Source organism: Ligilactobacillus hohenheimensis (assembly GCF_947381805.1).
Lineage (GTDB): Bacteria > Bacillota > Bacilli > Lactobacillales > Lactobacillaceae > Ligilactobacillus > Ligilactobacillus hohenheimensis.
This window is the reverse complement of record NZ_CANCXC010000001.1, coordinates 598,693-619,909: the sequence shown is the minus strand read 5'-3', so window position 1 is coordinate 619,909 and position 21,217 is coordinate 598,693. Positions and strand designations below refer to the sequence as shown.

The following is a 21,217-nucleotide window of genomic DNA, read 5'->3' as shown; positions in this document are numbered from 1 at the left end:
TTAAGATGGATGAAATGGATAAAACGCCCAAGCAGATTGTAGCTGAGCTGAATAAGTACGTGATTGGCCAGGACGCAGCCAAAAAGTCGATTGCTGTGGCACTGCGTAACCGGTACCGGCGAATGCAGGTTCCGGCCGCAATGCGGGATGAGATTACCCCGAAAAACGTCTTGATGATTGGCCCAACGGGAGTAGGGAAAACCGAAATTGCCCGGCGGCTTGCCAAAATTGTGAATGCTCCGTTCGTTAAGGTTGAAGCAACGAAGTTCACGGAAGTTGGATACGTTGGCCGTGACGTCGAATCGATGGTCCGGGATCTTGTTGAAGTGGCATATAAGATGGAACAGGATGCTGCCTTTGCCCGGGTACGGGATAAAGCAACCCAACGCGCTGACGAGGACCTTGTGCGGGTGCTTGTGCCTGCCAAGCCGTCTGCTGACCAGCAAAAGCAGGCCCAGGAACGGTTTACGGCAATGATGCGCGATCTGCAACGGGGGAAGATGCCTGACTTTAGTCAAGCGCTGCAACAGGAAACGGAAGAAGACCACCTTTCACCGGAGGTTCAAGCAGAACGGCAGCGGGTTCGGCAGCAACTGCAAAACGGTGAGTTTGAACAGCAGGACGTTACTATCCAGGTGACTGATCCGGGTCAAAGCGTAGGAAACAATGATATGCTCGGGCAGATGGGCATTGATTTAAGCGCGATGCAATCAATGCTTCCGCAGCGCCGGGTTACCCGGACAATGCCGGTCGCGGAAGCCCGGGAGGTCTTTATCCGGGAGGAGTCAGCACAGCTGGTTAATGATGCGGACCTTGCAGAGGCAGCCATTAAACGAGCGGAAAATGCGGGAATTGTTTTCATCGATGAAATTGATAAAATTACGGCAACTGGTCAGCGGAATTCCGGTGAGGTTTCCCGGGAAGGGGTTCAGCGTGATATTCTGCCGATTGTTGAAGGTTCACAGGTGAAAACGAAGTACGGAATGGTCAGCACGGACCACATGTTGTTCATTGCGTCGGGGGCGTTTCATGAAAGTAAGCCAAGTGATTTGATTGCAGAACTCCAGGGGCGTTTCCCAATTCGGGTTGAGCTTGACGATTTAGGGGTCGATGACTTTGTGAAAATCCTTACCGAACCGCAAAATGCGCTGGTTAAGCAGTACATGGCGTTAATCGCAACCGATAACGTGAAGGTAACGTTTACGATTGAAGCCATTCAGCGGATCGCTCAGATTGCATATGATGTTAACCATGATACGGATAACATTGGAGCGCGGCGCTTACACACCATTCTGGAACGGCTCCTTGAGGATCTACTGTACGAAGGCCCAGATATGGGCGTTGGTGAGGTTACCATCACGGAAGCGTACGTGGACGAAAAGATTGGCAAGATTGCAAAGAACCAGGATCTTAGTCGGTACATTTTGTAATCATAAACAACGAATAGTAAAAAAACGGTGGTTCCCCAACGTGAAGGAGACCACCGTTTTTTTTATTGGATTTCAATTTTACTTTTCCTTATGTTCTTGCTGCCGCCGCTGGTAACCCAGTCCGAAGGAGACCATGTTCTCAGCACCGTTTTCGATTCGTTTGATGTTTTGGCGGTGACGGATAAAGACAAAGATTGTCACCAGCAATCCGATTACGCCTAAGAAATAATCGTGCATCAGGAATGCCAGGATGGTGACGACCACAAAGCACGTGAGGCTCGCCATGCTGACCATACTGGTGAGGTATAACGTTACGGCAAAGAGAGCACACCCAATCACAAACAGAACTGGATTGTAAACAAGAAGTGCACCGGCGCTGGTTGCAACGGCTTTTCCGCCCTTAAAGTTAGCGAAGAGCGGGAAGACGTGCCCGATAATTGCGGCAATTCCGGCCAGCAGAGGATTAAACGGTGCGTGCAAAATGATGGCAAGTGCCACTGCTGCCGATCCCTTAAGCATGTCCATTAAGAAAACGACAATGCCAGCCCGTTTTCCCAGTACCCGGAAGGCGTTGGTTGTCCCCATATTGCCGCTGCCAAAGTTACGAATATCCTTTTTGTAAAAAAGCTTTCCAATCCATACGCCTGACGGAATTGATCCTAGGAGATAACCGCCTAGCAGGATTAAAATCACCTTCACCGTAAGCATTGCTAATTCCTCCTCAGTTTATGCCCCTTCATTCTAGCATGGAAAGGCGGTAAGTACCATGAATTTTAAAGTGGAAAGCACTGGGAAATGGTGTGGTATAATCATTTGTGCTATGGCGTTGTTGCGCCATTGAGACCAGTTTAATCCAAGAAATAAACGATAGGAAGGTGCTGCGGTAGATGGGACAAACCAAGTACAATGACGATTCAATCCAGGTACTCAAGGGGCTTGAGGCCGTACGGAAACGCCCCGGAATGTACATTGGCTCGACTGATTCAAAGGGGCTTCACCACCTTGTATACGAAATTGTTGATAATGCGGTGGACGAAGCCCTTTCTGGTTATGGTAAACAGATTGATGTAACCATTCATGCAGACGATTCCATTACCGTTTCGGATTACGGCCGGGGAATGCCGGTGGGAATGCACGCAACGGGGATTCCAACGGTGGAAGTAATTTTCACCGTGCTGCACGCCGGCGGAAAGTTCGGTCAGGGGGGCTATAAGACATCCGGCGGGCTTCACGGTGTGGGGGCCTCGGTTGTTAACGCCCTGTCTAGTCGGTTAACGGTCAACACCGTCCGGGATGGGATTGAATACGAAGAAGACTTTGAAAACGGGGGGCACCCAGTGGGCACCCTTAAAAAACTTGGTAAGGCCAAGCGGCAGTCGGGGACAATCGTGACGTTTAAGCCGGATCCAACGATTTTTTCAACGACCCACTACAAGTATGACGTTCTCGCGGAGCGCCTGCGGGAAGCAGCCTTCCTGTTGAAGGGGGTTAAGATTACCCTTACCGACGAGCGCACGAATACCAGCGACACGTTCCACTTTGAAGAGGGAATTAAGGAATTTGTCACGTACCTGAATGAGGGAAAGGATGTCCTCGGTGACGTAATGTACTTTGAGGGGAAGCAGCAGGGAATTGAAGTAGAGGTTGCTGCCCAGTATAACGATGGGTATTCCGAAAACATTATTTCGTTTGTTAATAACGTGCGGACTAAGGACGGCGGAAGTCATGAAGCCGGGATGAAGGCGGCGTGGACTAAGGCGTTTAATGAGTATGCCCGGAAAGTGGGACTGCTGAAGGGAAAAAGTAAGAATTTAGACGGAAGTGACGTCCGGGAAGGGCTATCAGCAGTCATCTCCGTCCGGATTCCGGAAGAACTCCTGCAGTTTGAAGGCCAGACGAAGGGTAAACTCGGGACCCCGGAGGCGCGGACAGCGGTTGCCGACGTGGTGAATGAGCAGCTTGGATATTACCTAATGGAAAATGGTGATTTTGCCCAGGAACTAGTCCGGAAAGCACTAAAGGCCCGGGATGCCCGGGAGGCTGCCCGGAAAGCCCGCGACGAGAGCCGGAACGGGAAGAAACGGCGGAAGAAGGATCGGTTATTATCCGGAAAGTTAACCCCCGCACAGTCGCGCAATGCCAAGCGGAACGAACTCTTCCTGGTGGAAGGAGATTCGGCCGGCGGGTCGGCAAAGCAGGGGCGTGACCGGAAGTTTCAGGCCATTCTTCCTCTTCGCGGGAAGGTGCTGAACACCGAGAAGGCTAAGCTTCAGGATATTATGAAAAACGAAGAAATCAACACCATGATTTACACGATTGGTGCGGGAGTGGGACCAGAGTTTGACATTCAGGATGCCAACTATGACAAAATCATTATTATGACCGATGCGGATACCGACGGGGCCCACATCCAGATTCTGCTCCTAACGTTCTTCTACAAATATATGCGGCCGATGATTGACGCTGGCCGGGTGTACATTGCGTTGCCGCCGTTGTATAAGGTTCAAAAGAAGGTTAAGGGAAAGCTGCAAGTGCGGTACGCGTGGACGGACGGCGAGCTTGACCAGGTAACCGCCGCAATGGGAAAGGGATATTCTCTCCAACGGTTTAAGGGGCTTGGTGAAATGAACGCCGACCAGCTGTGGGAAACAACGATGAACCCGGCTACCCGGACACTGGTTCGTGTGCGGATTGATGACGCTCAGGTGGCTGAAAAGCGGGTTACGACGCTGATGGGCGACAAGGTTGCACCACGGCGGAAGTGGATTGAAAAGAACGTGCAGTTCTCACTGGAAGAGGACGGCAGTCTGTTGGATACGATTGCGGCAGAAGGCGCCCACGGGACTCCTTCCGCAGAAACCAAACCCGGCGAATCCGTCCCGTTGTTTACCGATGAGCTAGATTAAGGAGGGGTGTTTTTGACGACCAAGGAAACAAGTCATATTCAGGAACTTTCACTGGAAGCGGTGATGGGTGAACGGTTTGGCCGCTATTCCAAGTATATTATTCAGGAACGGGCTTTGCCGGATATCCGGGATGGGCTTAAACCCGTTCAGCGGCGGATTTTATTTGCGATGAACCAGGACGGAAACACCCACGATAAGGCGTTTCGGAAGTCGGCTAAGTCTGTAGGAAACGTCATGGGTAATTTTCACCCGCACGGTGATAGTTCGATTTACGAGGCGATGGTGCGGCTTAGTCAAAACTGGAAGCTGCGGGCGCCGTTAATTGAAATGCATGGGAATAACGGGTCGATGGATGGGGATCCGCCGGCCGCAATGCGGTATACCGAAGCCCGCTTGTCTGAGATTGCCGCGGAAATGCTGAAAGACATTGATAAAAAAACCGTGGCGATGGTGCTTAACTTCGATGATACGGAGTACGAGCCCACGGTTCTTCCAGCCCGGTTCCCCAACCTGCTGGTTAACGGGGCTACGGGGATTTCTGCTGGGTACGCAACGGAGATTCCGCCGCATAACCTGACGGAGGTTATTGATGCACTAGTATACTTAATTGACCATCCGGAAGCCAAATTGGCTGACCTGATGCAGTTTGTTCAGGGGCCTGATTTCCCGACTGGTGGAATTATGCAGGGCCGGGATGGAATCAGGCAGGCGTATGAAACCGGCCGCGGTAAAACGGTTCTGCGGGCAAAGACGACCATTGAACCGTTGCGGGGTGGCAAGCAACAAATTATCATTACCGAAATTCCGTATGAGGTTAATAAGGCCCTGCTCGTTAAAAAAATCGACGAGTTACGCCTATTAAAGCGGGTTGAAGGAATTAGTGAAGTGCGCGATGAGAGTGACCGGGAAGGGCTCCGCATCGTTGTCGAACTGAAAAAGAACGCGCAGGCCCAGGGAATTTTGAATTACCTGTTTAAGAATACGGATCTGCAGGTAACCTACAACTTCAACATGGTGGCCATCAACAACAAGCGGCCTGAACATGTGGGGTTAAAAACCATCCTCACGGCGTACTTGGACCACCAGCGGCAGGTAACGACCAAGCGAACGCAGTTTGATTTGCAAAAGGCTCAGGACCGCCAGCACATTGTGGCGGGATTGATCAAGGCGTTATCAATTCTCGACCAGGTGATTAAAACAATTCGCGGTTCGGAAAATAAGAAGGACGCCAAGAATAATTTGGTGGCCCAATATGATTTCACGGAGAAGCAGGCGGAAGCCATTGTTTCCCTGCAATTATACCGGTTGACGAATACGGACGTGACGGCACTGCAGCGGGAAGCAGATGAACTGGCCAAGCAAATTGCCCGGTACGAGAAGGTCCTGGGGAGTCCGAAGGAACTGGACCGGGTAATTAAGCGTGAACTGACGGCTGTAGCGAAGAAGTACGGTACGCCGCGGCTAACGGAGATTCAGGATAAGATTCAGTCCCTGACCGTGAAGGCCGAAGTAACGGTGGCGAAGGAAGACGTCCAGCTCTTGGTTTCGCGAACAGGTTACGTGAAGCGTTCTTCTTTGCGGTCTTACAAGGCGTCGGGGGACGAGAATGGGCTGAAGGACGATGATTATCCGGTTCTTGAGCAGACCGTTAGCACCCTTGACCACCTCTTTATCTTTACGAATAAGGGGAACGTGATTTATCGGCCCGTGCATGAAGTGCTCGAAACCCGCTGGAAGGAAACGGGGGAACATTTGTCCCAAAGTGTTGGGCTGGACGCGGATGAAGTGGTTATTCAAGCGCTGTGCTTCCCTGATTTGAAGCAGCCGGGGCAATTTGTGTTTGCTACCCGCAACGGGTTGATTAAGCGAACGGAATTTGCCGCCCTGAAACCGGGACGGACATACCGTTCCCGGGCGAGCGTCTTTATGAAGCTTAAAGCAGCGGATGACGAGGTACTTCTGGCAGCATACCAACCAACCGAAGATCCGGCGACGCAGGTCTTCTGCATGTCCCACGGAGGGTATGGCCTACGGTATGCCCTTAGTGAAGTTCCCGTGAGCGGCGCGCGGGCTGCCGGGGTAAAGTGTATGGATTTACGCGACGACCAGCTAAGCGCAGTTCTCCTTGTCCACGAGGATGCCCAGGTGGCATTGGTTACCCAGCGGGGCGCGTTTAAACGGATGAAGGTGGCTGAAGTGCCGCTGACGTCCCGGGCTCGGCGGGGAGTGCAGATTTTACGTGAATTAAAACGCAATCCTCACCGAATTGTTGCGGGGATGGTTGTTGCTGCCGGAAAGCAACTGGAAGTAATGACGACAACGGGGCAGGTTCTTCCGGTTGATCCGGCGGCCTTCCCGGTTGGGGACCGGTACTCTAACGGATCGTTTATCCTTGATCTCCAAACAGACGGAATTCCCCAACGACTGCGAACGGGAAATCAAGTACAAAAAGAAGAATAATTGTTAATAAGGGAGACCGTGACGGGGAAGTCACGGTCTCCCTTACTTAGCTCCGGTTATTCGTTCCACTCGTGCATGAATTCATCCAGGAACGCCCGCATGTACGCGGTGCGGGTGTGCGCCAGCTTCTTTCCAGCAGTGGTGTTCATGGTTGCCTCCAGGTGGAGCAGTTTTTCGTAAAAGTGGTTAATACTGGTCTCCTTGTGATGCCGGTAAGTTTCCCTGTTAGAACTCATCACAACGGGAATGGTGGGGTCGTAAATTGGATGGTGGTGAGCGCCGCCATAGGCAAACGCTCGCGCAATTCCAATTGCTCCTAAGGCATCTAACCTGTCAGCATCCTGAACGTACTGCCCAGGAACGGGGAGCTCAAAGTGGTGTTCCAGGTTAGCTGCGTATGACATGTGGGTGATGGTTGTACGGAGAATTTCTTGATCCTCGGGGGTAAACCGGCAAACGGTGGGTAACGCCATAATTTGGTGCCACCGGGTAGTGGGGGTTGCCGTGACCTTCTCATCCACAACGTCGTGCAGGTATCCCATCGTAGCGATTAGCTGGAGGGTGGAAGGTGAGGCCAGAGGGAAATCTTCCCGGTACAACCGAACGGCATTCCTTGCAACCCGGGCAACATGGTAAAAATCATGGCCGGTAGTGTCACTTCCCAGGATTTGCTTGGCAAGGGTAACCACGTCGTCAGCAACGTAAAGTGAAGTCATGCTTGTCCTCCTGAAGAATTTTTTAACCGTTCAACGACTGCTTTATCGGGGGTAACGAAGAGGGTGTGCTGTCCCTCATAGATAACGAACCCCGGCTTGGCGCCGTTGGGTTTCCGAATGCGACGCACGGCCACGTAGTCAACCGGCACGTTGGCGGAATTGCGCGCCTTGGAGAAGTAGGCGGCTAATTGGGCTGCTTCCGTGAGGGTGGCTTCACTGGGATCAGCATCACTCACAATAACGTGTGATCCCGGGACATTTTTGGCGTGAAGCCAAATGTCACTCTTGCGGGCGGTTTTAAGGGTGAGCTGATCGTTTTGAAGGTTGTTTTTCCCAACCGTAATTGGGGTTCCGTCACTTGCCACGTACTGGTCCGGCCGACTTAGCTTTTGCCGCCGGCGCTTGCCACTCTTGAGCCGCTTTTCTGGCCGGAGGTATCCCTGCTGTTGTAGCTCCATTTTAATGTCCGGTAATTCACTTGGTGTAGCAAGTTCAATTTGCGTTGCGATGCTATCCAGGTAGTTAATTTCGGTGGTGGTCAGTTCAATCTGGTGGGAGATGTATTTCACCCCGTTTTTCAGCTTGTTATACCGCTTGAAGTATTTTTGAGCGTTTTGGGACGGCCCCAACTCGGGGGAAAGGGTAATTGTAATGTCCCGGTTATTATCGTAAAAGTTTGGGACGGTGATCCGCTTCATTCCGGGATGGAGCTGGCCCATATAAGTGGTCAGTAATTCTCCCTTGACACGAAACTCGTCCGCATTATCGGTGGCCGCGAGTTCTTTTTCCAGTTTTTTCTGCTTTGTCTTATTCTTCTTCAGGTTTTGTTTAACCACGTGGATTAACCGGGCGCCCTGCTGATTTACCCGGTCCCGGGTAGCTTTTTCCTGGTAAAACTGGTCAAGCATCGCACTTAGCGTGTCAAACTGGCTGATGGTGGGGTCATCCGTTAACGGCGAAGTAAAGCTAAATTCCATCCGCTTTCCCGTACTAGTGATTACTGGCGTTGGGTGGTCGGCCGCTGCTAGAAACCGGTTCAGGTTCATGGCCGCCGTACCGTTCTGTTGAAGGTAGCACGCAAGGAGTTGTGCTGAGGCGGAATTCAAACCTTGAAGTTCTCGTTGAAGGTGTGGCCGCCAGTCTGACTGCGGCAGTGTCTGAACGGTGTTTTCAACAATGTCAACTGCTGCCAGGGCAAACGGATTAACCTTGTCTTGCTTGGGCGGCACCCGGTATTCGGCGTTGGGCAAGATTGTCCGGTAGCGGTCCTGATCCATACCAACGTGTTTAATGGTATCAATAATCCGGTTTTCTTCCTGGTTAATCAGAATGATATTACTGTACCGGCCCATAATTTCAACGCTGAGAACGAGGGGTAACTGGTCGCCCAGTTCGGTCCGGGTGAGGAGCTTAAAGTTCATGACCCGGTCGTTTTCAGGCTGCTCGATGGCCACGAGGTGCGCGTTTTCAAGGTACTTCCGCAGCACCATCGTAAAGTTTGTCGGGACGGGGGGGTTCGTATACGGAATCGTTGTTACCTGCACCCGGGCGTAGTTCGGGTGGGCGGATAAAAGAACGGGATAATTTGTCCGGTGTGCGCGCATGGTAAGGATAATTTCATTCGGGAACGGCTGAGAAATTTTCATGACCCGACTTCCCTGAAGAAGGGTGTTGAGTTCACGGGTCATCGCATGGGTAAACATACCGTCAAAGGCCATAAAAAGCCCTCCTTTCGGTTTCTATTGTCCTTTCCATTCTACCGCAAAGCTTGTTTTGCCCGCAATGACGGCGTTTCTTTGCTGTCGAAATGGTTGCCTTCCCCGTGTCTTTTAGGGCTATCTATGATATGATGAAACGGACGATTATTGAGGATAAGTAGGTGAAGGGAATGAAGATTGCTGTTGTCACTGACAGTACAGCATACCTTTCGGCAGAACAGGTGAAGGAAAATAACATTCACGTTGTGCCGATTCCGTTTACGGTTGACGGGCAGACGTACCGGGAAGGCGTTGACATTACAACGACGGACTTTTATGCCAAGTTACGGACGGTCCGCGAATTTCCAAAAACATCACAACCGCCGGTGGGTGAACTGTTGAGTCTCTACGAAGAGTTAGGAAAGCAGGGGTATGATACGGTTATTAGTATTCACCTGGCCGGAACGATTTCAGGATTAGTCGCAACGCTTGAAAGCGTCAAGGATCAGGTTCCGGGAGTGCGGGTGATTCCGTTTGATTCACGGATTACAGTGATTTTAATGGGAATGTTAGCTGTTAAGGCGGCCCGGATGGCAAATGCAGGTAAGTCTGCCGATGAGATTATTGCGGCCCTAACTGAGTTACGGGATACCATCGGGGAGTACTTTGTAGTTGATGATCTTCAAAATCTTGTTCGGGGCGGGCGGCTATCAAACACGGCGGCCTTCATTGGGAGCGTTTTGAAAATCAAACCGTTGTTGACGTTTGACGAACAGACCGACGAAATCGTTGGCTTTGAAAAGGTGCGGTCAACGAAAAAGGCCTTGAAGCGGGCGGAAGCGTTGTTTGCGGAACGAATGAAGGACGTGGACTATCCGTTACATCTTTTTGTAATTCATGCAAATGATCCAGAAATGGCTGCGAAGTGGCAGCACCGGCTCCAAAAGCAGTACCCGGATTATCCGGTCGATATCAGCTATTTTGGCCCGGTAATTGGGACTCATTTGGGTGAAAAGGCACTGGCATTAGCGTGGATGCGTGATATTGATAAGTAGTTAGAAGAAGGCGATTGTATGCAGGTGTTACTTGGATTAAAGGCCAGTCCAGCTGCCGAACAGATGGAAGAGCGGCTTCAATACCGCCCCGATGTGTTTGAATTTTATACCACGGAAGCGGACATGACCCCTCAAGGCTTGAAACGGCTGGAAGAGGCTGTGGTCCGGGTACAAGAGGTTACCAGGCGAATTGTGATTCACCAACCCATGCGGTATCACAAGGTAAACTACACCGAGCTAATCGCGCCGGAAGACTATATGCCGGGGTTATACCGGTTTATTGAGGAAACAACGGAAAATCTCCTGCGGATTGCGTTTGACCACGACGTGCAGCTTTTGGTTCATGGCTCGTATAGCCGGCAGGTTCCTGAGTTTCTCGCCCAGTACCGGTCGTTGGCGGCAGCCCGGGAAGTGGCGATGAACCGGATAGACCGGTTTGCGCGGATGGGGCAGAAGCATATTATGTTTGAGAATTCGATTTCCCCCATCTTCTTTTACGGGGATCCCCAGATGGATCGGCGCATCATGACGCACCATTGGCGGCTTGCCTTTGATACGTCCCACTGCTTTATCCATGAACACGGCTCAAATGACCGGTTGGCGGCATCGCTGAAACGGCTGGCGCCGCAGGTGGTGCACTATCACTTGGTTGATTCGATGGGAATCCAGCATGACAGCCTTCCATTAGGAAAAGGGCGGATTGATTGGCAGCGGGTGATGCCGTTGTTAAATTCGCAGGCCAGTTATATCTACGAAATTGCGATGAATGATCCGAATGATTCGCGGCCGCAGCGGGAAAGCGCGGCATATTTACGCCGGTTATTTAATTTAGTTTGAAAAAATATTAAAACCGCTTTAGAATGTCGTTATCGTAGTCTGAAAGGCTTACAATAACAGCATAATCAAAGTGGACTGGGGTGAATGTAGCGGATGCAATGGAACCGGCGGCTAAATGCAATAACGATTATCCTGGGAATGGCCTACGTACTGGCGGATTTAATTTTTCGGGCGACGATTGCGTATAACGAACGGCGGGGGCTTTCCTTATCCCAGGCGGAAGCGGCCGCAGATTATCGTCACCTGTTATTTTATGCGGCGTACGGCGTGACGGTTCTTGTTGGAATAATCGGAACGGTGACGTTTATTAGCAACGTGATTCACCATGATGCCGTGGACTGGTGGCTCCGGATTGTTTTGGATCTAGGGGCCATTTTCCTGCCGTTCGTGCATACCATGGATTGGTGGTTTGTGGCTGTTGAAGTCGTTTTTGGTTCATTGGGCGGTTACTTCTTTAAGCATTACGAACAGATGCTGGCGGTCCGGAAACCACCGCACCATCAGCGGTTCATATTTTAACAAAACAAAATGTAAAGGAGCTTTTTAGTCGTGGAGAAGTTTAAAAAAATTATGGGGTGGGTTATCCCAATTGTTTTGGCGGTAGCCCTGGGACTTTTCATTAAGGCGGAGTTGTTCCAGTTCGTAAAGGTTGATGGGGCATCAATGGCTCCCAACCTCCACAACACGGAACGGGTGATGCTCCTAAAGCGGGCAAAGATTCGCCGGGATTCGGTGGTTGTCTTTAACGCATACGGCGTTGACAATACGGGACAGCCGGTGGCAAAAAATACCAAGTACGTGAAGCGGGTCATTGGCTTGCCAGGGGATACCGTTACATATAAGAATGATGGTGCACTGTACGTGAACGGGAAGTACGTTCCGCAGACCTTTATTTCACATAAGCAGCGAACAACGGGGACAACGAGCCTGAACTTACCGGAAGCACAGGGAGTTCGGATTGGGACCGGAAAGTCCTTTAAGGTTCCCGCGGGAAAGTACTTTGTTCTTGGTGATAACCGGGCAATTTCGAATGATAGCCGGTACTACGGGTTTGTCCCCCGGGGTAAAATTGATGGTGTTGTAAAAGTGCCGTTTTGGGATGCCAATCACCGGGTAATTAACGACTACTGGAAAAAGGTTAATCAAGATTAAACTGGTTTGAGGGATTGCGCCAAGGAGCGCAGTCTTTTTTTGATGCCGTTTTGGGATTTACGGTGGTTTAATTCTTATTATCCCTTTAATATTTCTTAATCTTTGGTAAAATGTTTATGGGCAATTGCCTGATTGGAGGGAGAGAATTGGACAATCAATTAGGGACCACTAATAAAAAATACATAAGTTGGCCCGTTATTGCATTAATGGACTTTGTGACGATTATGGGGTTTGACGACTTGATGTACCCGCTGCAAAATCAGGGGCTCGCGGTTGTCTTCACCTGGGTTGCAATGATTTTTCTGTTTGTTATTCCGTACGAAATGTCGGTTACCCAGTTGGGAGCAACCTTTGGGGACCGCCAGGACAGTGGATTAGCTTCGTGGGTTCGCCGGGCAAGCCACAGTGATGTTTTGGGGTACGCAACGGCGTGGATGTACTGGGCAGCGTGTCTGCCGTACATCGTTGATGTGGCCAATTCAACGATTGTTGCGCTGGGTTGGCTGATCCTGGGAAACAATTCGCTGGGTCACCGGATGTCAAACTTTATGTTTGGGCTCCTAACGTTTGTGGTCATCTTAATCTTCGTTGTGTTTGAAAACTTCTTCCAGCGTTCCCTGGAAATCATGTCAACGCTGGGCGGGTTTGCGATGTTCTTCATGACGATTTTATTCGTTGTCATGACGGTTTGGTCACTGTTACACGGCGGCCACATTGCGACGCAGCCGTTTAACCTGCATGCCTTTATTCCGTCATTCTCATCGCAGTACTGGTCAACAACGGGACTGTTGATGTTTGCGGCGTGCGGGGCGGAAATCGTAATTCCGTACCTTAAGCGGATGAAGCACCCGAACCGGGATTTCCCGAAGTCAATGTGGATGTTGGCGTTTATGACGGCTTTTTTGGCAATCTTTGGGACGCTGGCGCTGGCAATGTTCTTTAACGCCAACCACCTGCCAAACGACCTGAAGATGAACGGATCATTCTATGCTTTCCGGATGTTAGGAGAGCGGATGGGCCTCGGGAAGAGTTTGATGTACATCTTTGCGGTTGTTCAAACGCTGTACATGTTGGCCCAGCTAGCAGTGCTACTTGATTCGGTTTCGTGGGTCATCGCCGGTGATGTTTCGGAAAAGTTTATTCCGAAGTGGTTTGCTAAGCGGGATAAGAACGGGCGCCCGATGCACAGTTACGTGATTACGAGTGGTTTGTGTCTGCTCCTTCTGTTGTTGAGTGGAACGTTGCCAAGCATTAATTCGATTTTCAATTGGCTGTTAAACCTGAACGGAATTGTCTTCCCGTTCAAGAACTGTTGGATTTTCATCGCCTTTATCTTGATCCGGTGGCACCAAAACGAATTTAAGTCCGGGTTTGTATTCATTAAGAAGCGGTGGGCGGCCCTTGGAGTAGGGTGGTTCTGCCTAATCTTCTCGTTTGTATGCGCGATGATGGGCTTCTTACCGCAGGACGTTGCGGTTGCGACCCATGCGTGGAATCATCAGCTACTGTTAAACCTCTTTGCGGTCTTTGCACTGTTTGTGGCGGGCTTAATTCTGCCGGTTTGGGCATGGATTGAGCGGCGGATGACGCAACGGGGATAAAGATAATCGGTTAATATGTGAGAGGTTGGGACGCGTGTTCCAGCCTTTTTTGTATCTAGGTATTTTTTAAAAAGACACACTTTATGTTTAAAATGCGCGTGGCAATCACAAGGATTGTTCTTAGAATTGGAGGGCAGAACTAAACACTGTTTGCAACTAAAAAATAGTTGCAAGTGTGCTGCAAAATCGCTATTCTAAGATTGTGAGGGCTTGATGTGAGCAATGTAACGGGAATTATCGCAAAGCTTGTGGGTAACTCACAGAACGTTACCTTTACTGAAGTTGTCCGGTTGTTACGGTTTTTCGGGTATCGGGTTAGTAATAAGGGAAGAACTAGCGGATCACGAATTTGTTTTTATAAACCAGGCGCAAACGTAATCTTGATGCATAGACCACACTCGCGTAAAACGTTGCTGGCATACCAACAAAGGCAATTGGTCGATCATCTCAGAAAGGAGCATTTAATATGACAAAGCAGCAACTTTTAAGTTATAAAGGGTATCATGGCTCTGTTGAATACTCTTTGGAAGACGGTGTTTTATACGGCCAGGTCGTAGATATGAGTAGTTTAATCTCGTATGAAGGAACGACGATTACGGAATTAAGGGCAGATTTTGAACACGCCGTTGACGCGTATTTGGCAGAGTGCGCAGCGCATCATGAGCAACCAGAACGATCCTATACGGGAAGTTTCAATGTTCGGGTTACCCCGCAGTTGCATCATGAACTAGCTCTATATGCCCAGGCGCATCATTTATCATTGAATGCAAGTGTGCGGCGGGCAATTGAAGGAATGGTGACTGCTGGATAGGTTAGTGAGCGACTAGCGGTCTGTATGCGGTGGCGAGAATTAATGCACCAAAAACAGGGGCCTACTTAGATAAGTAAGCCCTGTTTAGTAGTCTCAAATTATTTGTTGTTAGCCTTCATAATTGCCTTATTAACGGCATCCTTAAGTCCTCGTGTGGTAGAGGATGCACCTGAAACGGCGTCAACATCGACGGTATTTTCATCAATCATGCGCTGGGGGAGAATTTCAATCGCCCGTTGTCCAATTTCAGCGCTTTCGTGTTGTTGAAGCACGTCAATCTTTTCGATTTGTTGGTTCTCATACTTAACTTTGACGGTGATCGTCCCACCGATTCCCTGTTCAGAGGATCCCAGATATTCGTGGGGACTGAGCTGAACGTTTGAGAGTTGCTCATTAGTTAAAACATCGTTAATTTTACCAATGGTTGCAGTAACTGCTTGGTCGTACGAGGTTTCTTTTTTCTTAGCAGCATTTTCACCGGCAACTTTACCAAAAACAAGGCATTCGGCAAGATTGCCTCCTCCTTGATAGTTATTAGCACAGATTCCGCCAAGTTCACCAGCGCCATAAAGATTAGGAATTGGCTTACCGTTAATATCAACGATTTCCGCTTGTCCAGTTCGTTCAGGCCCTCCTTGAGTGTTAAGAACGTCGCTTGCAAGCGCAATTGCGTAGTACGGACCGTCAGCGAGTGCCCGCATCGTTTGCGGATCACGGCCGCATAGAATATCACGTTGCTTTTCAACCGCTGCATTAAAATCCTTAACTGTTTGTTCTAGCCCAGAGACTGGGAGGTTAATTTTAGCGGCTAATTCACTAAGAGTAGGGGCTGAAATAAGTTTGTCCGTAAATTCTGGATATGGCAGGCAACCTTCCTCCTTTTTTTGCTTATCGAAGTCGGCCTTTTGGCGTTGATCAAAAACAAGGTAGGGGTGTTCCTGTTGGAGGGGAAGACGCCATGCGCCATGGATATAAATATGACCATGGCGTGCTTTCTGGTCTTCAGCAAAGTATCGGGTACCATCATCGCCAACAACGAAAATGCTCCCATGATTTAATTGTTGCCAACCATTAATTTGGCGTCCTTGGGTATTTGGTTGTTCCTTAAAGGTTAACCCGGCTAAGATTCCGTGAGATTCGTAATTAGCCATGTGCCAAAGGCGGGCACGGACTTCCTGCGCCATCTTAATGCCGTCTCCTTGGTTGTATAACGTTCCAATTGGGGTTAGTTTTGAACGCTTAATAAACGTTTGGACCATTGACGGATTATTCTCAAAACCACCGGTTGCCAAAACAACCCCGTTACGCGCAAGGATTCGGTAATCATGATTATTCCGGTTGATTACAACACCAACGATTGCCCCGTTTTCCGGGTTCTGAATAAGGTGTTTTGCGGGCGAATCTAGCCAGATATCAATTTTATCTGAACGCTTAACAACTTTACTCCGAAGAGTCTTCCACAAAGCGGCATCTTTATCACGTTTATGAACAAGGGCGAAGTCAAAGGTTTCACTTCCTGGGAGTTCAGGATATTCAGCCATATGGTCTTTTGGAACAACTGGATCCCCCTGATGAATATCGTTGCGCCAACTAATCGGAGTGATTCCAAGATACTTTTTGAAGTAGGAAGGGATATTACTCATTCCATGAACGTAAGTATTGAGTGTATCTTCGCGGAGTTCCATTGGGGCTGCAAGATGGTGGTAGTACGTCCTTAATTTGTCTTCGTTGTGTCCCATTCCAACATGTTGAGCAGAGTAGCGGGTATTTCCTCCTTCATGACCAAATGGTGCCTTATCAACAAGGAGAACATTTGCGCCGTTGTCAGCTGCAAAACGTGCCGCTGTTGCTCCGGCACCACCAAATCCCAAAACAACTACGTCGTATGCGCGATCCCAGTTGTTATTAAGGTTGGCCTTTCCTGCTTGCTTTTTGACAAAGGTTTGAAAATTGTCAAAACATTGGTCAAGAAAATTAATGGTCTGTTCATTTTTTAAATTTCCTTGGTGATCGAATTGGTCTGCAGCGTGTCCAAGAAGAAATTCATTACTGTAGAGAACACACGCATCAACTCCAGGAGCATTGAGGATATTTCTAAATGTATCCTGGGCACGTGAGGTTCCAAGACTTCCTAGTGAAGTTCCTACAATCATAATTGGTTTATCAGTAAGTGGATGGATATCATTGGATAACCATTCAATCACGCTTTTAAGTGCTGCTGGAATACTATGATCATATTCGGGAACCCCGAAAATAACACCATCTGCTTCCTTGATTTTGTTAGCTAAGTCAACCACGATTTGCGGTAATTCGGGGGTATCTTCGTTGAAGAGGGGAAAATCCACAATTTCTTGAACTTCAATGGTGGCCTTATTAGCAAAATGGTCATGCATAAAATGCAGTAGTTTTCGGTTGTATGATTTAGCTGCGTTTGTTCCAACAATTGCAACGTATTTCATTAGTAACACGACCTTCATTCATGATTTTTTAGGGTTGAGGAATTAAATTACGGGGCTGATTATATACACGGTAAAAATAAATGCAAACGTTTTTTTTAAACGCATTAATATCAAGGAAAAGCGAAAAAGTGATCAGCTCGTTATAGTGAATGAAAAAACAAAGTTATGCAAGAATGTTATTTTAAAATGAATATTAGTAATTTGTATGCCCCAGAATTACTTTCATTGCAGTATAAGTGGGAATTTAATGCTCATAAAAATAATTGATAATACTTGTGAAATTATTATTGAATTATGGAGACGAACGTGTATTATTAAGGTGGTTGGGGAATTAAATTGCAGATATTAGCAAAGGGACGTGAATATTATGGCTAAAGCGCTAATTGCTGCATTAATTCCTGTTATTTTTACAATTATGTTTGGTTTCTTTAGCGGCTACATTAAATCGTTTGATAAAAAGGTTCCGGCGATTCTAAATAAAGTCGTGATGAACTATGCGTTGCCATTAAGTTTGTTTTTTGCCTTAAACCAAATGCCGAAAGAGAAGATTTTTGCCAACTGGCGGATTGTTATGTGGGAGTTTGTAATGATGGTCGGTTGGTGGTTTGGTGTTTACTTCTTTAGTAGGTATGTATTGCATTCATCAACCATTTTATCGATTATTCGGGCGCTTGCGTTGTCAACACCAGCAATTTTATTTGTTGGGCCGGCACTGTTGACGCCATTATTCCCCGGAAACGCAGCGATTGCAATTTCAATTGGGGGATTGATGATGAATGCAGTCCAATTACCACTAACGATGTTTGCATTGACGTTAGCTACAACAAAGAAAACTGATAATTTATTGGTTAACGTTGGACAGGTAGTAATTAACGGGCTAAAGAAGCCTGTAATTATTGGAGCGTTTATTGGATTGATTACGGCGTTACTTGGTTGGCGGTTACCAGCACTAGCAGCACCGACTTTTGAAGAGCTCGGGAAAGCAGCTGCAGGATTAGGACTCTTTTCAATTGGATTAATTCTTTGGTTTAATAAGCCAAGCTTTTCAGGAATTGTTTGGTTTGATGTTATTGTCAAAGAAGTCGTCATGCCGTTATCAGTAATGGTAATTATGATGCTGTGTGGAGAATCACGGATGTTTGTTAATGAAATGACGATGACGATGATGATTTCACAAATGATTTTTCCAACCATCTTTAGCCAACAGTATGGTGAGGGTGAGCAGGAAATGCCGTCTGCAATGTTCTTAACGACCATTGGTTCGTTCTTTGTATTAATGTGTTTTATCATTCTTCGTGGAATTAGCTTGTAATTCGGATTTTAAAGAGTCGGTGATGGGATGCAACTTACTGATTTGGAATATTATATTAGTTTGATTGAAACCGGAAGTTATACGGCAGTTGCGCAACGTTATGGAATCTCGCAACCGGCCGTATCGCGGGCGATTATGAGACTAACTGAACAGTATGAGACGGAATTATTAACACGTCATCGGGGTGGTGTCGTGGCATCTGATGCAGGAAAAATTTTGTATCAGCGAGCAAAGCAAATCGTTTCATTGGCGAGCGAAACCGATCAAGAGGTGCGACATGCAGGCGACCAACTTCTTCGGCTTGGATACTCGACAATTGCGGGGAATCTCTGGATGCCCGCAATTTTAACAGCATTTATTCAAAATGGGCTGATTGACCGTGTGCATACGGTGAACGATTATTCGGCGAATTTGCGCGGGATGCTAACCAGAGGCAAGTTAGATGCCATTGTTTATTCATCATTGGTGGCAGATGCAGAACGAAATATGCAGGTACTTCGAAAACAACGGCAAGATTTTAGTATTATTGTCAGTACGCATAACCCAATTAGTAATTATGAATCAGTAACAGCAAATACGTTGCGAAACGAGCATTTTATCACCAGACGGAAAGGACATTTAGTTCGGAGTGCGTTAGAGCGGTACTGTAGCTTTGGCGGATTTCGCCCTAAAATTATCTATGAAGCGCGTGATATGGATATGATTACTCATTTGGTTGAGCGCAACTTAGGAATTGCCCTTTTAATGGACGTAACTGTTCAGGGAAATCCACGCATTCGAAAAGTTCATCTTCGACGGGATGAACAACTTCACTATTTTATTAAACTCGCTGTTCGGCGGTCATTTATTCCAAATGAAACTCAAAGAAGATGCTTAGATATTCTTAAGCAGGTTCGTTTTGATTAGGCATTTTAAATTTAGGCATGAAGATACTGGGAAAATCCTGGTATCTTTTTTAGTTTTTGGGGATAGTGATACATTGACATTTTCGGGCCGAAAGGAATAGACTACAACCGTACATAGAAAAGGAGTGTTTATTAATGAATAAAAAGCGAATTTTAGCTGCCTCATTCATGGCAGCCTCGTTGCTGGCACCGTTTGCTATTCGGCCGGCCCACACGTTAGCTGATGGTTTTTACTCCCAGCAAAACAACGCCGACAGTGCTGATATTACAAACTGGGTTGCAAACTCACCAGCTAAGATTAGTCAGAACATGCAGTCCCAGCACATTGACGTCAACAACCTTAACGGAACGCGGTACGTGATCCAGTGGGGGGACACCCTCTCAGGAATTTCGGCTGCAACGGGTATTCCGGTACAAAAGATTGCTTACGATAACAACATCCACAACATTAACCTGATTTATGCGGGCGACGTGTTGATTTTAAACCGGGATGGCAGTGCGCCGGCTAACTGGAACATTTACGGAAATGGAAACCAGGTTGCGCAGACACGGGTGACGATCAACTACACGGACAACTCGGTTAACTTCTTCCACTTCGGGGACAACAACCACGTGCGGATTACGAACAACGTGGTAGGAAACGATGATAATAACGATAACGGAAACGACAGCAACAACAGTAATAGTAAGACTGAGTACGAAGCTCCAAGTTCTGCGAAGGAAGGGTTAGCTTCAGCTAAGTCTGCTGATAACGTGGCAAGTAGCCAGCAGGCACAAAGCCCAGCGGTCAGCTCCAACAAACCGGTCAATGATGACGCTGATACTAATAATCAACCGGCCGGAAACAGTAAGGCAGACACCGCCAAATCGAACGATGACAATAACAACCAAAACGATGCCTCTAGTTCATCAACGATGAGTACGACGGATTTTGAAAACAAGGTGCAGGATGACATTAACCAGGATTTAAATAATGATGGTGGAAACTCATCCATCAACTTTACCAGTTACAGTGACGATGACGATTCTTCAAGTTCTTCAAGCTCTTCAAACGGGAACACCACCCAGCTGTACGATAACGACCAGGACTTCACGCTGAAGTCAACGAAAATGAATGACAAGAACGCCCAGAAGTTGGCTGATAAGATTATTAAGCGGTTGAAGAGTGATAACAAACTAGATGACCTGAAGAATGCTGATAACGTCCAGATTACCATCAGTAGCGATGACAACGGGTTTAACGTCAACTTTAACGTTACCTCCCAGTCAAGCAGCAGTAGCAGTGATGATCAGGGGCAGCAGTCGGCCAACAACCAGCAAGCTGATGATCAAAACAACGACGATGATGGCGATTAATCAGCGGGAGGTTGGCTAACAAATGACAAAGAAGAAAAAGTGGACAATCATTGGGATTGTGGTTGTATTAGTCATCGTGATATGTGGTGGGGCCTACTACCACATGAGTCATGCGGTGGCGCAGGATGTTCCGGGGCATGTTTACCGGTACCAAAGCGTTTCGGGGGATAAGGTGCTGTACCTGACGTTTGCACCGCAGGGAAATAAGGTTGTACTCAGTAGTACTGAAGCAGCCGCTAAGAATGCGGACCAGAGCCAGACGGCGTTTAACCAGGCGTACGCTAAGCAGTCCAAGAACGCCAAGTGGGAATACAAGGCTAAGGGCAGCAAGTTAACCCTGGCGAAGATTAACGGGAAACAGGTTTCCCAGTGGCAGTATAATTCTATTTTAGCGACGAAGAGCAAGTTTACGTCCCGGAGCTTCACCTACCAAATCGCGAAGGCGGGGCAGGGAAAGGTTAACCGGAAGACAACGTTCTTACGGGTTGACAATAATTAACGGTCAGGGGCCATTCGGAAT

The 21,217-nt window shown here is 48.1% G+C and carries 18 protein-coding genes; 14 read left to right on the top strand and 4 right to left on the bottom strand.

From position 1 onward, the window contains the following. The first annotated feature begins 5 nt into the window (after positions 1 to 5). Positions 6 to 1,430 (top strand): ATP-dependent protease ATPase subunit HslU, encoded by a 1,425-nt coding sequence (gene hslU, locus QOR60_RS03030; protein ID WP_283581880.1) that lies wholly within the window; start codon positions 6 to 8, stop codon positions 1,428 to 1,430. Between the two features lie 78 nt (positions 1,431 to 1,508). Here hslU and plsY read toward each other — a convergent pair whose 3' ends face one another. Then, complete coding sequence (plsY, locus tag QOR60_RS03025; protein WP_283581879.1) at positions 1,509 to 2,138, bottom strand: glycerol-3-phosphate 1-O-acyltransferase PlsY; 630 nt, start codon at positions 2,136 to 2,138, stop codon at positions 1,509 to 1,511. A gap of 179 nt (positions 2,139 to 2,317) precedes the next feature. On the opposite strand from plsY, the gene parE reads away from it, so the two are divergent. Then, complete coding sequence (gene parE, locus QOR60_RS03020; RefSeq protein WP_283581878.1) at positions 2,318 to 4,336, top strand: DNA topoisomerase IV subunit B; 2,019 nt, start codon at positions 2,318 to 2,320, stop codon at positions 4,334 to 4,336. Positions 4,337 to 4,399: 63 nt separating this feature from the next. Next, entirely contained in the window at positions 4,400 to 6,796 is a 2,397-nt protein-coding gene (gene parC, locus QOR60_RS03015; protein ID WP_408612549.1) for a DNA topoisomerase IV subunit A, read from the top strand. 56 nt (positions 6,797 to 6,852) lie between these two features. Here the strand turns inward: parC and QOR60_RS03010 are convergent, their stop codons facing one another. Both QOR60_RS03010 and QOR60_RS03005 read right to left on the bottom strand, forming a co-directional pair. Beyond that, positions 6,853 to 7,512 (bottom strand): HD domain-containing protein, encoded by a 660-nt coding sequence (locus QOR60_RS03010; RefSeq protein ID WP_283581876.1) that lies wholly within the window; start codon positions 7,510 to 7,512, stop codon positions 6,853 to 6,855. Continuing rightward, on the bottom strand, positions 7,509 to 9,230 hold the full coding sequence (locus tag QOR60_RS03005; protein WP_283581875.1) for an Rqc2 family fibronectin-binding protein: 1,722 nt from the start codon (positions 9,228 to 9,230) through the stop codon (positions 7,509 to 7,511). Before QOR60_RS03005 ends, QOR60_RS03010 begins: the two co-directional genes overlap by 4 nt. Before the next feature lie 170 nt (positions 9,231 to 9,400). Here QOR60_RS03005 and QOR60_RS03000 point away from each other — a divergent pair, with 170 nt between their 5' ends. From QOR60_RS03000 to QOR60_RS02975, 7 genes are all read left to right on the top strand, one after another. Next, a complete protein-coding gene (locus QOR60_RS03000; protein ID WP_283581874.1) occupies positions 9,401 to 10,264 on the top strand; it encodes a DegV family protein in 864 nt (287 codons plus the stop codon). 18 nt (positions 10,265 to 10,282) lie between these two features. Continuing rightward, a complete protein-coding gene (locus QOR60_RS02995; protein WP_283581873.1) occupies positions 10,283 to 11,101 on the top strand; it encodes a sugar phosphate isomerase/epimerase family protein in 819 nt (272 codons plus the stop codon). A gap of 93 nt (positions 11,102 to 11,194) precedes the next feature. Next, complete coding sequence (locus tag QOR60_RS02990; protein WP_283581872.1) at positions 11,195 to 11,620, top strand: hypothetical protein; 426 nt, start codon at positions 11,195 to 11,197, stop codon at positions 11,618 to 11,620. A 51-nt stretch (positions 11,621 to 11,671) separates the two neighbouring features. After that, a complete protein-coding gene (gene lepB, locus QOR60_RS02985) occupies positions 11,672 to 12,253 on the top strand; it encodes a signal peptidase I (protein ID WP_408612548.1) in 582 nt (193 codons plus the stop codon). Between the two features lie 206 nt (positions 12,254 to 12,459). Continuing rightward, a complete protein-coding gene (locus QOR60_RS02980; protein ID WP_283582012.1) occupies positions 12,460 to 13,854 on the top strand; it encodes an APC family permease in 1,395 nt (464 codons plus the stop codon). A 215-nt stretch (positions 13,855 to 14,069) separates the two neighbouring features. Beyond that, on the top strand, positions 14,070 to 14,324 hold the full coding sequence (locus QOR60_RS06925; RefSeq protein WP_408612542.1) for a type II toxin-antitoxin system HicA family toxin: 255 nt from the start codon (positions 14,070 to 14,072) through the stop codon (positions 14,322 to 14,324). Then, entirely contained in the window at positions 14,321 to 14,665 is a 345-nt protein-coding gene (locus QOR60_RS02975) for a type II toxin-antitoxin system HicB family antitoxin (RefSeq protein WP_283581870.1), read from the top strand. Before QOR60_RS06925 ends, QOR60_RS02975 begins: the two co-directional genes overlap by 4 nt. Before the next feature lie 98 nt (positions 14,666 to 14,763). Here QOR60_RS02975 and QOR60_RS02970 read toward each other — a convergent pair whose 3' ends face one another. Further along, a complete protein-coding gene (locus QOR60_RS02970; RefSeq protein ID WP_283581869.1) occupies positions 14,764 to 17,124 on the bottom strand; it encodes an FAD-binding protein in 2,361 nt (786 codons plus the stop codon). 367 nt (positions 17,125 to 17,491) lie between these two features. Between QOR60_RS02970 and QOR60_RS02965 the strand changes: the two genes are divergently transcribed. From QOR60_RS02965 to QOR60_RS02950, 4 genes are all read left to right on the top strand, one after another. Beyond that, positions 17,492 to 18,436, top strand: coding sequence for an AEC family transporter (locus QOR60_RS02965; RefSeq protein ID WP_283581868.1), 945 nt, complete (start codon positions 17,492 to 17,494; stop codon positions 18,434 to 18,436). A 27-nt stretch (positions 18,437 to 18,463) separates the two neighbouring features. Beyond that, positions 18,464 to 19,342, top strand: a complete 879-nt coding sequence (locus tag QOR60_RS02960; RefSeq protein ID WP_283581867.1) for a LysR family transcriptional regulator — start codon at positions 18,464 to 18,466, stop codon at positions 19,340 to 19,342. A gap of 134 nt (positions 19,343 to 19,476) precedes the next feature. Further along, a complete protein-coding gene (locus QOR60_RS02955; RefSeq protein ID WP_283581866.1) occupies positions 19,477 to 20,697 on the top strand; it encodes a LysM peptidoglycan-binding domain-containing protein in 1,221 nt (406 codons plus the stop codon). Between the two features lie 22 nt (positions 20,698 to 20,719). Beyond that, positions 20,720 to 21,196 carry a hypothetical protein gene (locus QOR60_RS02950; protein WP_283581865.1) on the top strand — a complete coding sequence of 159 codons (477 nt, stop codon included), beginning with the start codon at positions 20,720 to 20,722 and terminating at the stop codon, positions 21,194 to 21,196. Positions 21,197 to 21,217: the final 21 nt, after the last annotated feature.

What these genes read in the sequence shown, in the direction of transcription:
- QOR60_RS03005 (WP_283581875.1), bottom strand. Translation starts at nt 9,230, where the DNA reads ATGGCCTTTGACGGTATGTTTACCCATGCGATGACCCGTGAACTCAAC.
- QOR60_RS02980 (WP_283582012.1), top strand. Translation starts at nt 12,460, where the DNA reads ATGGACTTTGTGACGATTATGGGGTTTGACGACTTGATGTACCCGCTG.
- QOR60_RS02955 (WP_283581866.1), top strand. Translation starts at nt 19,477, where the DNA reads ATGAATAAAAAGCGAATTTTAGCTGCCTCATTCATGGCAGCCTCGTTG.
- lepB (WP_408612548.1), top strand. Translation starts at nt 11,672, where the DNA reads ATGGGGTGGGTTATCCCAATTGTTTTGGCGGTAGCCCTGGGACTTTTC.
- QOR60_RS02965 (WP_283581868.1), top strand. Translation starts at nt 17,492, where the DNA reads ATGGCTAAAGCGCTAATTGCTGCATTAATTCCTGTTATTTTTACAATT.
- QOR60_RS02960 (WP_283581867.1), top strand. Translation starts at nt 18,464, where the DNA reads ATGCAACTTACTGATTTGGAATATTATATTAGTTTGATTGAAACCGGA.
- QOR60_RS02990 (WP_283581872.1), top strand. Translation starts at nt 11,195, where the DNA reads ATGCAATGGAACCGGCGGCTAAATGCAATAACGATTATCCTGGGAATG.
- QOR60_RS03010 (WP_283581876.1), bottom strand. Translation starts at nt 7,512, where the DNA reads ATGACTTCACTTTACGTTGCTGACGACGTGGTTACCCTTGCCAAGCAA.
- plsY (WP_283581879.1), bottom strand. Translation starts at nt 2,138, where the DNA reads ATGCTTACGGTGAAGGTGATTTTAATCCTGCTAGGCGGTTATCTCCTA.
- QOR60_RS02995 (WP_283581873.1), top strand. Translation starts at nt 10,283, where the DNA reads ATGCAGGTGTTACTTGGATTAAAGGCCAGTCCAGCTGCCGAACAGATG.
- hslU (WP_283581880.1), top strand. Translation starts at nt 6, where the DNA reads ATGGATGAAATGGATAAAACGCCCAAGCAGATTGTAGCTGAGCTGAAT.
- QOR60_RS03000 (WP_283581874.1), top strand. Translation starts at nt 9,401, where the DNA reads ATGAAGATTGCTGTTGTCACTGACAGTACAGCATACCTTTCGGCAGAA.
- QOR60_RS02950 (WP_283581865.1), top strand. Translation starts at nt 20,720, where the DNA reads ATGACAAAGAAGAAAAAGTGGACAATCATTGGGATTGTGGTTGTATTA.
- QOR60_RS02970 (WP_283581869.1), bottom strand. Translation starts at nt 17,124, where the DNA reads ATGAAATACGTTGCAATTGTTGGAACAAACGCAGCTAAATCATACAAC.
- QOR60_RS02975 (WP_283581870.1), top strand. Translation starts at nt 14,321, where the DNA reads ATGACAAAGCAGCAACTTTTAAGTTATAAAGGGTATCATGGCTCTGTT.
- parE (WP_283581878.1), top strand. Translation starts at nt 2,318, where the DNA reads ATGGGACAAACCAAGTACAATGACGATTCAATCCAGGTACTCAAGGGG.
- parC (WP_408612549.1), top strand. Translation starts at nt 4,400, where the DNA reads ATGGGTGAACGGTTTGGCCGCTATTCCAAGTATATTATTCAGGAACGG.